At 54.7% G+C, this 13,674-nt stretch carries 10 protein-coding genes; 3 read left to right on the forward strand and 7 right to left on the reverse strand.

Annotated features, from left to right (window positions below; all coding sequences use genetic code 11):
- Positions 1-75 precede the first annotated feature (75 nt).
- The 3 genes from N8E89_RS27405 to N8E89_RS27415 all read right to left on the reverse strand — a co-directional run bounded on the left by N8E89_RS27405 (position 76) and on the right by N8E89_RS27415 (position 4,615).
- A complete protein-coding gene (locus N8E89_RS27405) occupies positions 76-1,458 on the reverse strand; it encodes a thiamine pyrophosphate-binding protein (protein ID WP_410010483.1) in 1,383 nt (460 codons plus the stop codon).
- Complete coding sequence (locus tag N8E89_RS27410) at positions 1,455-1,784, reverse strand: thiamine pyrophosphate-binding protein (protein ID WP_262263664.1); 330 nt, start codon at positions 1,782-1,784, stop codon at positions 1,455-1,457. The genes N8E89_RS27405 and N8E89_RS27410 overlap by 4 nt, the downstream gene beginning before the upstream one ends.
- A gap of 311 nt (positions 1,785-2,095) precedes the next feature.
- On the reverse strand, positions 2,096-4,615 hold the full coding sequence (locus N8E89_RS27415) for a patatin-like phospholipase family protein (RefSeq protein ID WP_262263666.1): 2,520 nt from the start codon (positions 4,613-4,615) through the stop codon (positions 2,096-2,098).
- Between the two features lie 155 nt (positions 4,616-4,770).
- Between N8E89_RS27415 and N8E89_RS27420 the strand changes: the two genes are divergently transcribed.
- The 3 genes from N8E89_RS27420 (at position 4,771) to N8E89_RS27430 (ending at position 9,075) form a co-directional block, all read left to right on the forward strand.
- The gene (locus N8E89_RS27420) at positions 4,771-5,364 is read left to right on the forward strand and encodes a transglycosylase SLT domain-containing protein (RefSeq protein ID WP_106665601.1); all 594 of its coding nucleotides are present in this window, start codon (positions 4,771-4,773) and stop codon (positions 5,362-5,364) included.
- Between the two features lie 400 nt (positions 5,365-5,764).
- Positions 5,765-8,281: an EAL domain-containing protein gene (locus tag N8E89_RS27425; RefSeq protein WP_262263668.1), complete on the forward strand. Its 2,517-nt coding sequence runs from the start codon at positions 5,765-5,767 to the stop codon at positions 8,279-8,281.
- A gap of 134 nt (positions 8,282-8,415) precedes the next feature.
- On the forward strand, positions 8,416-9,075 hold the full coding sequence (locus N8E89_RS27430) for a peroxiredoxin (RefSeq protein ID WP_106665597.1): 660 nt from the start codon (positions 8,416-8,418) through the stop codon (positions 9,073-9,075).
- A gap of 31 nt (positions 9,076-9,106) precedes the next feature.
- Here the strand turns inward: N8E89_RS27430 and N8E89_RS27435 are convergent, their stop codons facing one another.
- The 4 genes from N8E89_RS27435 to N8E89_RS27450 all read right to left on the reverse strand — a co-directional run bounded on the left by N8E89_RS27435 (position 9,107) and on the right by N8E89_RS27450 (position 13,666).
- Positions 9,107-10,198, reverse strand: coding sequence for an ABC transporter ATP-binding protein (locus N8E89_RS27435; protein ID WP_262263669.1), 1,092 nt, complete (start codon positions 10,196-10,198; stop codon positions 9,107-9,109).
- Between the two features lie 68 nt (positions 10,199-10,266).
- Positions 10,267-11,721 carry an ABC transporter substrate-binding protein gene (locus N8E89_RS27440; RefSeq protein WP_262263670.1) on the reverse strand — a complete coding sequence of 485 codons (1,455 nt, stop codon included), beginning with the start codon at positions 11,719-11,721 and terminating at the stop codon, positions 10,267-10,269.
- Positions 11,722-11,765: 44 nt separating this feature from the next.
- The gene (locus tag N8E89_RS27445) at positions 11,766-12,794 is read right to left on the reverse strand and encodes a carbohydrate ABC transporter permease (RefSeq protein WP_262263671.1); all 1,029 of its coding nucleotides are present in this window, start codon (positions 12,792-12,794) and stop codon (positions 11,766-11,768) included.
- Positions 12,791-13,666, reverse strand: a complete 876-nt coding sequence (locus N8E89_RS27450) for a carbohydrate ABC transporter permease (RefSeq protein ID WP_262263672.1) — start codon at positions 13,664-13,666, stop codon at positions 12,791-12,793. The genes N8E89_RS27445 and N8E89_RS27450 overlap by 4 nt, the downstream gene beginning before the upstream one ends.
- Positions 13,667-13,674: the final 8 nt, after the last annotated feature.

The raw sequence follows: 13,674 nt of genomic DNA on the forward strand, positions 1-13,674 counted from the left end.
AGCGAACTGAAAATGCGTAGTCCCGGCATAAATCAAAAATCTCCCGATCGGTTGGAACCGGGCTACACAGTCTCTTCAATCACGATGGATCCTCTCGCCCAGTCTTTCGACCAAACCTGCCAGCACCCCCTCGGGCGATGAACTGTAGTGGGGGAGCTCCAGACGAGAGATATGGGCGTCGATAATGACGGGTTTGTTAAGGACAAGCGCCGCCTCGAAAGCCACCTCGAATTCCTTAAGCGTCTCCACGCGAAAACCCATCGCACCGCATGCTTTGGCGTAAGCGACATAGTCAGGATTATTGAACTCCACCAGACCGGATTCACGATACGTCGCGATCTGATATATCTTGATGAGTTTAAACTCACCGTCGTTGAAGATAATCCAGATAATGGGAAGGCCGTATTGCACGGCAGTCAGGAGTTCAAAACCCGATAACAGGTAACACCCGTCGCCGCACCCAACGATGACGGGTTTATCGGGATGAGCACATTTGACGCCAAGTGCGCCATTGACACTGCCAGCCATGGGGCCAAAGCCGCCAGGCTTGCGGAAATGCTGATCTGGCGTGAGCTCAAGATAATATGCGAGCCATGCCAAGTGGGCGCCTGCATCGGCGAGCACGATAGCATTCTCGGGGAGCCGCCTGGAGATCGCCTGCGCCATCTGGCCAGGGTGGATCTTGCCGATCAGATCGACAATTTTGTCTTTGCTGTAGTCATAACGCTTGAACGCGCGCGGCGGCAGCGGATCGAGTGAGGGAGACATCCTGTCCAGCAGCGCCTCTATGGCAAGTCTCGCATCCGCTATGATAGCCGCATCCGACTTGTAGACTTTATCAATCTCGCCCGCATCGATGTTGATGTGAATGAGTTGCTTGTCGTTAAGAAGATCTTCGCGAAAATTGAATGTTGCATGCTGGGCGAAGGAATTCCCAACCGCAAGGATGACATCGGCCTCCTGGAAGGCTTTCCGGGCGGCCTTGTGACCACTGTCGCAAAATACGCCAATCGAAAGCGGATGGCGCTCCGCGATGATGCCCTTGCCGTCCAGTGTGGTGACGAAGGGAATCTGGTAGCGTTCCAGAAGAGCCTGCAATTGCGGCCCCGCATTGCTGCGTATTGCTCCGAAGCCAATAAGGGCCAGCACCCTTTTGCCTTTGGACAGTGCCTTGATCAACCGAGAGCTTACCTCCTCGACTCTCGCAGGTTCGGGAAGCACGGCTTTGATGTGAAGGTCTATATCCCGGTAGTTGTGTACCGAAACGCTCCGGTCGGTCAGGTTCTCGGGAACATGGATATGGACAGGGCCTGGGCGTCCCTCAAAAGCCAGATTGACGGCTTCTTCCAGAACATAGCAAACCTCGGAAGCGTCATCGAGGAGATACGATTTCTTTGTCGTCGCGGCAAACATCGTCTGGGAATCAGGCGTGCGACTGAGGCCGGATGTTTCGTTCAACGCGCCCTTGCCCTTCCAATTGAGTGACGAAAAACCGGAGATCGCCAACACGGGATAGGATCGGACATTGCGACCGCCAACCCCGAAAAAAGATTGAATGCACCGGGGCCGGCTGTCGCGAAGCAAACGCCAAGATGGCCAGAATACATCGCGTAGCCACACGCCATAAAAGACGCCGCCTGCTCATTGCGTGTGATGATTGGCCTGATCTGCTTTGAATGCTTAAGGGCCAGCATCAGACCAGCGGCATTTTCCCCAGCGCCGCCAAATGCTGCGCCAACACCGGCACTTTCCAACCCCTTGACGATCGCCTCGTAGATCCTCATCGCAAGTGCACTCCGGTCGCGCGGTACTGGCACCGGCGCGACAAATACTCAACAGCGGACCCAAGAGAGCCTCGCTTATAGGTGGCGGCTATGCATTACAGATCGTATTTCTGGTAAATCTTGCCTTGCATGACTGTCAATAAATGCGGTCTTACAACGGACTGAACTGTCCAATATAATAACATTCTTTGAATGACTTGCAATCTCTTCGGATGAGCCTAGCCACTCCTAACCCAAAGGGATTAGAACCAAGATGGCGGGTTCCAATAAACAGATTCCCTACCGCGACACGCAGCCAAGGCCGAGATTGATCATTCGTCAATTTCTGACGGAGTGGAGATATGGGCAATTATCGAAAGTCTCATGGCAGGTGGGATATTTAGCAATTCCAGCGCCGTGGTAACCTCCTCTTTCCAACCGGGATGAGGCGATTCCGGTTTTGCAAAATCGTCGGTGCCGTCAAGAAGCCGATGCGTTGCATGAAAGCCAAGGCAACGATAGGCCTCAAATTGCTCTTCGCTGAAAAACTGATCGATGGTGGTTTCATGCGGAAAAGCAACGTTACGCCGCTTGTAGTCGAGAACGTAATCATTCTCGTCGCCGCTAAGCGATGACTTGATATATATAAGAACGCCGCGTTCATCATCATTATACCTGATGATGCCGATTGCAGCATGCGGACCGTGCGCCCCAGGAGGCCCGTCGGGTCCATATAGCGCAGTAGATGTCACGCCAAGAGTGCCGCTCTGGAGGGTCTGCCATGGCAGCTCAATTCTGACCCCGAGGTCAATACGCGCCATCACTTCCAGATTCACGAGTGAGGGGAATGTCATGTTCGGGTCAGCGTCCGCATCGACGGCAATAATGACTTTGCAACGGCGTCGAAGGAGTTCGTAGATGCCGAGGTTTTCGATGTGCCCTCCGTCAGTAAGGTATACATTGAGCCTCTTCTCATTCAACAAGCCCGCCGTTTCGACTGCAAAAAACCAGCTCCCAATGTTTGCGCGCCAACGATTTAACCGGTGGCGAAAAGCGTCCAACTTGCCCGGATTGGCCAGCCAGTACCCGAGCCGGATATTCAGCAGCGAAAGACTAAACCTCAGGACCTTGATTGTGCTCCGCCCCATATTCGCGGAAGCCGCAGCACCGGATACAGCCATTGCTGTCGCCAGGCTAAGATCCGGGACGACCGCCTCCATCTTTCTTATCGGCACATAGCCCGTCCAGCGGCTCCCCACATGAAGGGGACTGAAGATGAAGGTATCCGCGTTCCGCCCGCGCTTGTTCAACTCCTCCGAACCCTCAAGATTAATTGCCGTATTCGTGAGGAGGTAAGGTGCGAAGGCCGTGGCGGGCAACCAGACGCCCGTCTCGCTATCCTGAGGTTTCAACGATGAGAATTTCCAAGTGTCTACGGCGCTGGCGGCGTTTCGCGAACCAATCATGGCTCGCTCGAACAGGAAGGCTCGACTAAGGCGATCGCGGTAGAGCCGGTGAAGCGAGTTCGAGTTCGGCCCAATCAGCAGCGTTAGTGCCACGAGGACACTTGCGGCAATGAGATATGACGTGCCTATTGGCCCTATTCCTTGCAACGAGGGCAAGGACCAGTTCACATCGCACATGGTCAGCTCTTGCAACCAGCCGGGGGTCTTTACTCCGCAGCCGACCCCGGCATCGGCTCGAATGGCCCAAAAGCTCAGATAGATATAAGCGATCCAAAGGAGCAGTGGCACAATCACCGCTGCAAAATAGAGGGCTACACGGCTCGCATACTTTTTTGCGATTGCCGTCCAAGTGGCTTCTCCCAATGAAGCCTTTGCCAAATTTGCCAATTTTTGAGCAACCATGACGAGGATCGCCGCCAGAGGCGCCAGAAAGGCCGCGAGCGCCGGAAGAAACTTTGCAAATTGCGAAAGGAGGCTTTCCGCCGACACCGGCTCCATGCTGGTGTTTGCCGCATTGGTTGTACCGGTCACCATGCCGGCGAGGACAAATGGCTGTGCTTCGAACAGGGCAGCCAGCACGACCAAAATCAACATCAAACCGAGAACCCGCCCGAGATTTTCTCGAGATCGGAGGCTGCCTGTGCGGAACGTCAGCGATGTGTATATGGCGCTTCCGAACATCAGCACCGCTGTGACAACGATGAGATTGAGGGTCTGTGGAAACGGTCTATACAAATCAGGATTGCTTACCAGGGGATTTGAAGCAATCGTAAAGACAGCAAGGAGAAGCAGAACCGGTAGAACCATCACGACATTGACGAGGAGGCCCCGCAACACGAGCGCAGCGCTCACCAGGTAGTCAATCATTCCATTCGGGGCCAGAAAGTTTGAAAAATCTCGCAAATGCTGAGTCTCTGGAGTCTCTTGTTCATCGAGCCTGCTGTCGAATGGAAACGTGGCATTTTCCTGCATAAGGCCAGCGACAAGAGAAGTTCCGATATATCCACCACCAGAGACGGCCGAGATGTAGTCAATTGCATCGAGAACCTCGGATTCATCGTGATTCGAAAGTGAATCAAGTGCCTGCAATACGCCAAGTGAGAATGAGGCCGAGCGGATTCCCCCGCCTGACAATGCCAGGCCAATCAGGCCATTGCCCCCCGAGACACGGATAGTCTCCCGGTTTGAGGTAACACCCTGCTCAAGCGACACCTCTTTTCGCGGGGTGACAGACGGCTGACGGACGGGCGCTGGGCCTGATGGAACGTCTTTTGCAGTGCGATTGCTTGCGCGAGTCTGCGCAAGCACGCCACTTTGAATTGCGCGGCGCCGGTAATTGATGGCATCGAGTTCGTTCTGGAAAATATCAGCGAACGAAAGGACCACTTCACGCCTCCGATCTTCCTTGAAGATGTCAGGTGTTCAGTCGCGTATCACAATTTCAAATATGCTAATTGAAATCCAGCTGGAGCACCAGCACCACGGATGGCGGCGCGCATTTGGCAAAAAACTCTTAACCTTTGCGCATTATACGATGGGCCATGCTGCGAACGCGACTAACATTCGCCACGGTAACCGTAGTGTTGCTGGCTCTTGCAGGCTGTGCTTCTGCGCCCGGCCAAATCAATAACGTCTGTGCCGTCTTTGAGCAAAAAGATGGCTGGTTCGACAACTGGTACGTCGCAGCCAAGCAAACGGAGAGAGAATATGGAGTGCCGGTCCCGATCCTGATGGCGACCATCCGCAAGGAGTCCGGCTACAAAGCAAACTCCCGCCCTCCCCGCACCAAACTATTCGGTTTCATTCCGTGGAAGCGTCCCTCAAGCGCCTATGGTTTCTCACAGGCTCTCGACGGTACATGGGCGCAATACAAGCGAGAAACAGGCAAATATGGGGCGGATCGCAACGATTTTGCCGACGCTGTGAACTTTATCGGCTGGTATCATCAGCAAAGTCACCTGAAGAACGGCATTGCGATTGACGACGCATACCATTTGTATCTGGCATATTATTTTGGGCAATCTGCCTTTGCCCGTGGGGATTGGCAACGCAACGCAAACATGCAGAAAGTCGCCCGTAGCACAGCCGAGATGGCCAATAGCTATGCGGCCCAGCTGCAGAGTTGCAGTCTATGAACTCAAGGACGCAATTCTATAGTCGTTGTGCCGCTTTTGCGGCCTTTGAAGGCGAACATCTGATCTTCACATATTCGTTCGAAGAACGGCCGACGATGGCTGTGTTAGCGATATAAGCTTGACCTTGCAGCCCACACATCATCGCGTTGCTCACCTGTGGACCTATAATCACATCAAGTGCAGTGTTCGTTTGACAATCGACCTGCGAAAGATTTGCTGAACAGATCAGAATTACGACTTGAAGCATTGCGTCACCCCTATGTGAACAGTTGTCCCGCCTCCTTTGAAAAGATACTCCTTTCTTGCTGCATTGCAATATATAATGCTGCGTTGCAATATTGAGATGCGCGACGGTCAGACATTAACTGTATTTTGCCGCTTTCCGTGGTAGCTTCCCGGCATGACAGACGTTCGCAATATGCGCCTGCACTCGAGACTACATACGGCACCCGACAAAGCTGAAGCTAATCGGTGGAGCTTTGCGCTGGAATCGGCCGGGCTTGGCGTCTGGGATTCCAACCTCGTGACCGGCCAATGCTATTATTCATCGACTTGGAAGAAGATGCTTGGCTACCGGGAGGATGAACTTGGTGACCGCGGCGATCTCTGGTTGACACTAATTCATCCCGACGATCGGCAGCGGGCGATCGAGAGCGGTGAGCGGCATATTTCCGGCGAAACCACCCAGATCGAAACAGAGTTCAGATTGCGGCATAAGGATGGGCACTGGGTATGGGTGCTGGACCGCGGACGTGTCGTCGAATGGGACGATGCCGGAAAGCCAACAAGAATGATTGGTGTCCAAACAGACATTACCGATCAAAAGAACGCCGAGCATCATCTGACTCTGCTGAATGAACGCGTTCAACTCGCACTTGATGCCGGTCAAGTCGGCCTTTGGCACTTCAACATAGAAACCGAAACCGTCCTGTGGGATCGGCGGATGCGTGAGATATTTGGGATAGGCCCAGGTCCGGAGGAAGTGCCGAGGGTTACATGGCACAAACTGCTGCATCCAGACGACGCAGCGATGGCGGAACGGGCAATTGAAGATACGTTCAAAACCGGCGCGCCAATGAAGATGAGCTACCGCATCGTCAAGCCGAACGGTGAAATTCGGCATGTTTTTGCCCTTGCCCGCCTCGTGCGGCAGGAAAGCGTCGCTCATATGTTGATAGGCAGCATATGGGACATCACCGAGCAGGTTCTCAACGCAGAGGCGCTGGCGCGAGAAAAGGACCTGTATCGCGTTACACTCCAGTCCATTGGCGACGCGGTCCTGACGACCGATGTTGAAGACCGCGTTACATTCGCCAATCCTGCGGCCGAAAGATTGCTTTTGCGCGACGCAACATCGCTGATTGGATTGCCCGTGGGCAACATTCTCAATCTCATTGACGAAGGGACCGGGAACATTCTCACTTCGGCTACAAGGCGGGCGATGGAAAGCAGGTCGACCGTCGACCGCGAAGAAAATGCTCTCTTGGTGCGAAGCGATGGAGAGCGCCGTTCCATACGAGACCTCGCCTCGCCCATTTTCAATGCAACTGGCGCCGTCACCGGTTCGGTCCTGGTCGTTCAAGACGTCACGACCGCACGCCATTTGCAGCGGGAACTTTCGCATGCAGCCACCCATGACGCTCTTACCGGACTCCTCAATCGCAGGGCGTTTGAATTGGCAACTTCGTCGGCGATTGAGCAGGCCCCTGGTGTCACCTGTCATGCATTGCTCTACATCGATCTCGATCGCTTCAAGATGGTCAACGACACGCTTGGTCATGCTGCTGGAGATGCTTTACTGAAAATGGCGACTTCGAGCATGAAGAATGCTCTTCCCAATGAAGCGATTCTCGGGCGGCTTGGGGGTGATGAATTTGCGGCTTTGATCCCCATCTCGGATTTTGAGTATGCAGAACAGGTTGCTGCGCAACTCATCGGCGAAATCCGCGAAATTCGCCTGGATTGGGGTGGAAAGATCCAGGAGATAGGCGCCAGCATTGGTATCGCTGTTCTGGATGATGCGGAACTTACTCTCAGTGAAATAATAGCGCGTGCCGACGCGGCCTGTTACGCCGCCAAGGCGGAAGGTCGCAATCGAACCGCAATCTACGATCCCGACACTGGCGCGGCGCGTCAGAATTTAGCGAGCATCCAGGCTGCTTCGGGTATTCTGGAAGCCCTGTCAGCAGGCAGGCTGGAGGTTTATGGTCAACAGATCCGCGAAATCTCCGATACAACAGACCATGTTGTATACATCGAGATTCTTTCGAGAATGACCACAAATGACGGGACCGTCATCCCTCCGTCCGAATTCATACCGGCGGCGGAACGCTTCGGACTCATGGGGGTCATAGACAGGTGGATCATCCAGCATACGCTGGAGACATATGGACACCGGTTGATGACGATGGACAATGTCTCCATAGCAATCAACCTGTCGGCAAATACAATCAGCGACCCGACCCTCTGGTCATTCTTGCAGTCAATAATGGAGCAAACAAATGTCGCCCCATCACGCCTTATATTTGAGATAACTGAGACGACCGCTGTCAATAATTACGAGGTAGCGGAACAGTTTGTCAGGAAAGCCCGGGCCGCAGGATGCCGTATTAGTCTCGATGACTTTGGGGCAGGTCTCAGCTCATTTGGATACTTGCATCACTTCAACGTGGACAGCATCAAGATAGACGGGGCATTTATCGAAAAATTGTCCAATAGCCGGTTGAATCAGGCCGTTGTCGCGTCCATTGGCGGTGTGGCGCGTGAGCTCGGTGTCGACGTTGTTGCCGAACATGTTGAAGATACGGATGCTGTCACCATTTTGCGGTCACTGGGCATTGGCTATGGCCAGGGGTTTCTGTTTCATCGCCCCCAACCGCTTGAAATTTTGCTGCACGATTTGGGTGCGCGGGATTGAGGCGACAGTGATGTTCTTTCGCACACGCTCGTGATAACCTGAAAGCCTGAGACCAGCATGGAGCCACGCTCGCGGAGCTGGCCAGTGCTCCCTCAGATTCGGCAACCATTCCACATAAAGATGGGAGAATAGCGATGGGCCTTCGCATCAATGACACTGCCCCGGATTTTACCGCCGAAACAACGCAGGGCGAAATCCATTTTCATGACTGGATCAAGGATAGCTATGCTGTGCTGTTCAGCCATCCAAAGAATTTTACTCCAGTGTGCACCACCGAACTCGGTTATATGGCTGGGCTCGCACCAGAATTTGCCAAGCGGAATGCCAAGATCATCGGCATTTCGGTTGATCCCGTTGAAAGCCATGACAAATGGAAAGCGGATATCAAGGCGGCGACAGGTCACGAGGTTGATTATCCACTCATCGGTGACAAAGACCTGAAAATCGCGAAGCTATACGACATGCTGCCGGCCGGGGCAGGTGACACTTCAGAAGGCCGCACGCCCGCGGACAACGCGACCGTGCGCTCTGTTTTCGTCATTGGTCCCGACAAGAAGGTTAAGCTCACCATCACCTATCCGATGACGACGGGTCGCAATTTCGATGAAATTCTGCGTGCCATCGACAGCATTCAGCTGACCGCCAAGCACCAGGTCGCAACCCCTGCCCAGTGGAAACAGGGTGAGGATGTCATCATTACCGCTGCTGTTTCGGATGAGGACGCGATGCAACGTTTCGGTGGATTCGAGCGTGTCTTGCCCTATCTGCGCAAGACCAAACAGCCGGCAGGCTGAGGATCATTCTCCATTGGCCGGTCTCTTCGGATTACCGGCCAATCGCCTCGCCCGTGCTCTTCAGAAAGAAGTGCATCTTGTCAGGCTCGATCGGTACGTTGATGACATCATCGTGGGCGATTCTTGAGCCCGCAGACACCTGAGCCGTGAAAGGCGCGGTGCCGGCCGTGCCAATGGCCAGGGTATGGGGCCCAAGCGGTTCGATATCGGCGACCTTCAACGGGATCGTCGGGAAGGAGGGATCGACGGTCATCGTGTGCTCGGGGCGAATGCCGAGCACAACGGGTTTGCCGGTAGCTTCCGCCAGCTTGGCCACCCGGTTTTCCGGGATGGGGATCACCACATCGCCCGCGGTACGGAACATCATGGCAGTCCCGCTGCGCTCCAATGAACCCTCTATGAAATTCATACTCGGCGCACCGATAAAAGCCGCCACGAAAATATTCTTTGGCAACTCATAGAGCGTAATTGGATCTGCCGCCTGTTCGATACGACCCTGGTTCATCACCACAACGCGATCCGCCATCGTCATGGCTTCCACCTGGTCATGCGTCACATAGACGATGGTAGTCTGCAGCCTGCGATGCAACAGTTTGATTTCTGTACGCATTTCGATACGCAGCTTGGCATCAAGGTTCGACAGCGGCTCATCGAACAGGAATACGTCCGGTTGACGGACAATGGCGCGGCCAATGGCAACACGCTGACGCTGGCCGCCCGAGAGCGCACTTGGCTTGCGGTTAAGATAAGCACCTAGATTGAGGATACGGGCAGCCTCCGTCACGGCTTTGTCGATTTCGGCCCTGGTCGTGCCACGTACTTTCATGCCGTAGCCAATATTCTCGGCAACTGTCATATGAGGATAGAGTGCATAATTCTGGAAGACCATGGAGCAATTGCGCAGGCCAGGTCGAAGGGCTGTAACGTCGCGGTCACCGATACGGATTTCGCCAGATGTGGCCTGCTCCAGTCCAGCAATCATCCGCAAGGTGGTGGTCTTGCCGCAGCCGGAGGGGCCAACCAGAACCACGAATTCCTTGTCTGCGATTACCAGATCAAGCGGTGGGATGACCGAAACGCCACCAAAAGATTTGGTGACCTGTTCCAAACGCACTTGGGACATGCTTTGCCCTTTTCGAGAGAGTTGAGGACCCGCCCCGGAAACTTCCGGAGCGGGACGACGTCATAAGCCTATTTTTGTGGAAGGCCCATCGATGCCCGATAAGCTGCCAGCTGCTTGTCGCGCCCAAACTCATCTGTCAGCTTGTTCCACTGCTCGGCGACACTGTCGAGCGCCTGTTGCGGTGTGGATTCACCGGCAAGCGCCTTGGAAAGCTCGATTTCGAGGATTTCCGTGTAAGAGAAGTACCCGGGCAGACGCATATCGAGAGCGACGTTCTTCGCCGTCACAGAATCCTTCTGAGCGCCAAGATATTCTTTGGCCTCGCGCTGGCTGAATAGTTTCGACCACAGATCGAGATTGGTGGTGTGCGAAATGCGGTAGGGGTTCACACCGGTACCGCCGGTGATCGCTGCCTGACCGGAAACTTCGGGACTGGTCAAATACTTGATATAGTCCCAGGCGGCTTCCTGCTTCGTGGAAGAAGCTGGAACAGCAGCCTGCCAGCCGCCAAACGCCATGAAGGGAGATCCGACGACGTGGTCGAACTTGTCCCACTTCTTGGTTTTGTAGTTCCAGATCTCATCGGAACCGGGCAGCATGGCCGACCCGACATTGCCCGAGACTTTTGATTGTTTCGGATCGGCGGCAATCACGCCAGTATCGCCCCAGCCGATAGACTCGGCCGCCTGGCCGCCGGCAAAGGCCGCATTTACTTCGCCGAAGGAGAAGTTGAGGGCATTTGGAGGCGCCAGCTTTGACGAGCGGATATACTCCTCAAGGCCGCGCACCCAGCCGGGGTTGTTGATTTGCGCATCCATTGTGTCTGGATCAAAGAACATCGAGCCCTTGTGATCGGGGTGGTTGGTATAGCCTGCCGCATGACTGAAGAAGAACCAGAACTGCTGGCCGCCACGACGGAAAGCCTCCGCGGTACCCCAGATCCCCTTGTCGGGCTGCTGGAAGAATTCGGCAATGTCGAGATATTGCTTCCAGGTCTTCGCCGGGGCCAGATCATAGCCATACTTTTCCTTGAAGGCTTTCTGGTTATCCGGGTTTTCGAAGAGATCGATGCGATAGGTATAGGTGTGCACGTCGCCATCCATGGTCTGCGACAGCACCTTGCCATTCCACACCATCAGCGATTCGCGATAGACGGGCGCGATGTCTTCCCAGTCAGGGCCCGACTGCATGGCTTTGGGCATTTCCGAAAGATAATCGGTGAAATCCGGCGCCCAGGCCGGGGCAAAGGCGATCACGTCGAACGTATCCTCGCCCGAGGTGAGCGTCGTGACGATCTTCGGATAGAGCTCGGACCAGGGAAACTCCACAACATTCACCTTGCCGCAGGTCTTTTGTTCCCAGCCTTTGGCAGCAAGCTGCAGGGCCGAGGCAATATACGGGCCCGTTTGGGTGGTAGCCGACAGTGTCACGCCGGTATAGTCCGGATCGCACGCTAAGGCCGATGTGGCGCCGGACATTGCGAGCAATGCCATGGCTGTTGAACCAATTAAGAATTTCCTCATCTGTTCCTCCCTGGATTGAAATGATGATGGTGTACCGTGGACGGTCACTTGATTGCTCCCAAAAGCAGGCCAGACCGCATCAACCTGCTCAAAATCCCCGCCATGATGACCATAGGTATGATCGCGACCAAAGCGGCTGCCGATATTGCCCACCATTCATCGCCGCGCTGGCTGTTCTGTCCAGCAACCAGGATGGGAAGGGTTTGCCATTTCGAACTGGTAAGGAAGAGTGCAAAGAGAAACTCGTTCCAGACGAAGGCTAGCGTGATCATGAACGTAGCGATCAGTCCCGGCTTGGACATGGGCACCACGATGCCGAAGAAAATCCTCCACGACGGCACATTGTCGACCATCGCCGCTTCTTCGACCTCAATTGGCAATGCCTCGAAAAAGTCGCGCATCAGCCAGATCACGATCGGCAGCGAAAAGGCAACATAGGCGAAGGTCAAGCCGACATACGTATCCACCAGCTTCACACCCATCTTGCCCATTTCCGTGTACATCAGGAACAGGGCAAAGGCAGCGACGATCGGCGGGAACATGCGTTGGCTCACGAACCAGAAAACGATGTCATTGTTGCCCAGAACCGGTCCGGGGAGCCTCAGCCGGCTTGACGCAACTGCCAGCGAAAGCGCGGCCACGAAGGCGTAGATCAGCGATGGTCCTTGACGAAGGCCCAAAAAATTATAGCCGATCAGATAACCACCGAAAGCGATGACGACAAAAATAACAGCGGACAGCAGTTTCACTTCAAAAGTGAAACGTACCAGCGCATAGGCGGCCATAGATCCAATCACCGTCGCAAGCAGTGAGGCAGACAGGCCGACGATCGTCGATGCGATGAAGGTATTGTAGAACTGGCCGCGCTGACCCGACAGAAGCTCTCTCCAGGCCGACAGGCTCGGTTCAAAATCGACAAACGGAATGTAGGTGGGTCCGCCGACCACCCCAAGCGGGGTCTTGAAGGATGTAATCGCCACCCAATAGAGCGGGAAGAACGTGAATGTCAGCCAAAGCAGGCATCCCGCCAGAGCCCACCACCGGCCATTTCCTTTGAGTGCGCGCACGCTCATTTGTGCTTCTCCAGATATGGCTTCAGGATGGCGAGGTAAACGAGGCCGATGATCGTGATCACGATGAGGAACAGAAAGGAAAGTGCTGAGGTATAGCCAAGATTGAACTTCTTGAAGCCTTCCTGATAGGCAAAGAGCGTCAATGTCTCCGTGGAAATGCCGGGCCCTCCGCCGGTCATGACAAAGACCGTATCGATGATCTTGTAGCTCTCGATCAATCTTATGAACACAACCGCCACGGAGATCGGCAGCATCATGGGAAACGTGATCCCCCAGAACTGCTGCCACGGGCTCGCATTCTCCAAGGCGGCCGCCTCATAGACATCGTCAGGCAGCGTTTGAAGTCCTGCGAGCAGCATCAGGATGACGAAGGGTGTCCATTGCCACACCTCGACAGAAATAATCGCGCCGATGGCCCATTTCGTTTGCGTTAGGAACGGGAGGTTAGGAAACCCGAAAACCGCCATGAGTTCGTTGAGCGGCCCCATGGTCGGATTGAGAATTTGACGGGCGATGAGAGCCACGGCCACCGGTGCCACCAGCATCGGCAGCAAGAAGCCAACGCGGAAGATGCCTTCACCGGGAACCCTGGCGTTGAGGGCCAGCGCGATAGCGAAGCCAATGATGTACTGCAACGCGACCGCGATAAAGGCAATAATCGACGTCGTCCGCGCCACGTGCCAGAACCGCGGATTCTGCAGGAGTTCAATATAGTTGCCGAAGCCGACAAAGCGCGGTGGGATTGGCGGCACGAGCCGCAGGCTCATAAAGCTCGTTGTCAGCGAATAGATCAGCGGAAAGATCGAGATAACCAGCACGATCAGCAGTGCCGGCCAGATGAAGACATGTTTGATGGGATCGTTACGGGTCATGCCGCAAC

The sequence above is a fragment of the Phyllobacterium sp. A18/5-2 genome, from assembly GCF_025452215.1.
GTDB classification, from domain to species: Bacteria; Pseudomonadota; Alphaproteobacteria; order Rhizobiales; family Rhizobiaceae; genus Phyllobacterium; species Phyllobacterium sophorae.

What these genes read in the sequence shown, in the direction of transcription:
- N8E89_RS27420 (WP_106665601.1), top strand. Translation starts at nt 4,771, where the DNA reads ATGCTGCGAACGCGACTAACATTCGCCACGGTAACCGTAGTGTTGCTG.
- N8E89_RS27440 (WP_262263670.1), bottom strand. Translation starts at nt 11,721, where the DNA reads ATGAGGAAATTCTTAATTGGTTCAACAGCCATGGCATTGCTCGCAATG.
- N8E89_RS27435 (WP_262263669.1), bottom strand. Translation starts at nt 10,198, where the DNA reads ATGTCCCAAGTGCGTTTGGAACAGGTCACCAAATCTTTTGGTGGCGTT.
- N8E89_RS27445 (WP_262263671.1), bottom strand. Translation starts at nt 12,794, where the DNA reads ATGAGCGTGCGCGCACTCAAAGGAAATGGCCGGTGGTGGGCTCTGGCG.
- N8E89_RS27425 (WP_262263668.1), top strand. Translation starts at nt 5,765, where the DNA reads ATGACAGACGTTCGCAATATGCGCCTGCACTCGAGACTACATACGGCA.
- N8E89_RS27410 (WP_262263664.1), bottom strand. Translation starts at nt 1,784, where the DNA reads ATGAGGATCTACGAGGCGATCGTCAAGGGGTTGGAAAGTGCCGGTGTT.
- N8E89_RS27450 (WP_262263672.1), bottom strand. Translation starts at nt 13,666, where the DNA reads ATGACCCGTAACGATCCCATCAAACATGTCTTCATCTGGCCGGCACTG.
- N8E89_RS27430 (WP_106665597.1), top strand. Translation starts at nt 8,416, where the DNA reads ATGGGCCTTCGCATCAATGACACTGCCCCGGATTTTACCGCCGAAACA.